The organism is Variovorax beijingensis (genome assembly GCF_003951285.1).
In the GTDB taxonomy this organism is placed as follows: domain Bacteria; phylum Pseudomonadota; class Gammaproteobacteria; order Burkholderiales; family Burkholderiaceae_C; genus Variovorax; species Variovorax beijingensis.
Genome location: NZ_RXFQ01000078.1, coordinates 1 through 1,169, shown reverse-complemented (window position 1 = coordinate 1,169; position 1,169 = coordinate 1). Strand labels below are relative to the sequence as shown.

The window sequence follows — 1,169 nt, the reverse complement described above, 5'->3', positions numbered from 1 at the left end:
CTAGTGTCCTGTCCCGTTAATTCATAGGCATAAGAACTGCTTGGGATGAGGCATCCTTGGAGATGTCTCATGCCCAACGCATACACACGCACGACTACCATCAGCCTGACCGAAGGCGAGCGAGCAGAACTGGCCTCGATGGCCAGATCGCGTTCACTGCCGGCCGCATTGGCGTTGCGTGCGCGAATCGTGTTGGCCTGTGAAGGCGAAGACAAGGCCAGCACCGACGTTGCGCAAGCGCTGGGGATCAACCGAGCCACGGTGACGAAGTGGCGTGGCCGCTATGCACGCGATCGGCTGCCGGGGCTATATGACGAGCTTCGCCCTGGCCGTCCGCGAACGGTGGGCGACGAGCGGGTTGCCGAGTTGATCAACAAGACGTTGCACAGCAAGCCGGCTGACGGCTCGACACACTGGAGCACACGCACACTGGCGGGCGAAACGGGTATCAGCAAGAGCACTGTCGCGCGCTACCTGCAAGCCTTTCAGATCAAGCCGCATCGAGTAGAGAGCTTCAAGCTGTCCACCGATGCGCTGTTCATTGAGAAGCTGCGCGACGTGGTGGGGTTGTATCTGAATCCACCCGAGAACGCTCTGGTGCTGTGTGTGGACGAGAAGAGCCAGTGCCAGGCGCTGGAGCGCACGCAACCGATGCTGCCGATGGGGCTGGGCTACGTGGAGGGAGTCACTCATGACTACGTGCGTCATGGCACGACCACGCTTTTTGCGGCGCTGAACGTGCTCAATGGGGAAGTGCTTGCCAGTTGCAAGCCGCGCCACCGCCACCAAGAGTTCCTGTCCTTCCTGCGCGAGATCGATAAGGCCGTGCCGCAAGATCTGGACGTGCATTGCGTCGTGGACAACTACGCGAGCCACAAGCATCCGAAGGTGCGCGCGTGGCTGGCGCAGCGCCCACGCTGGCATATGCACTTTGTGCCGACCTATTCCAGTTGGCTCAATCAGGTCGAGCGCTTCTTCGGCATCATCACCGACAAGGCGATCCGGCGTGGCTCGTTCAAGAGCGTCAAGGAACTGACCGGCAAGATCGATAGCTTCGTCAGCCAATACAACGAAAACTGCAAGCCGTTCTCCTGGACCGCCACTGCCGATTCAATCCTTGAAAAACTCGCCCGACTCTGCGGGCGAATTACTGGGACAGGACACTAGCC

At 60.1% G+C, this 1,169-nt stretch carries 1 protein-coding gene; it reads left to right on the top strand.

Annotation, left to right across the window (positions count from 1 at the left end):
- The first annotated feature begins 69 nt into the window (after nt 1-69).
- Nucleotides 70-1,167, top strand: coding sequence for an IS630 family transposase (locus tag EJO66_RS32475; protein ID WP_124957798.1), 1,098 nt, complete (start codon nt 70-72; stop codon nt 1,165-1,167).
- Nucleotides 1,168-1,169 lie beyond the last annotated feature (2 nt).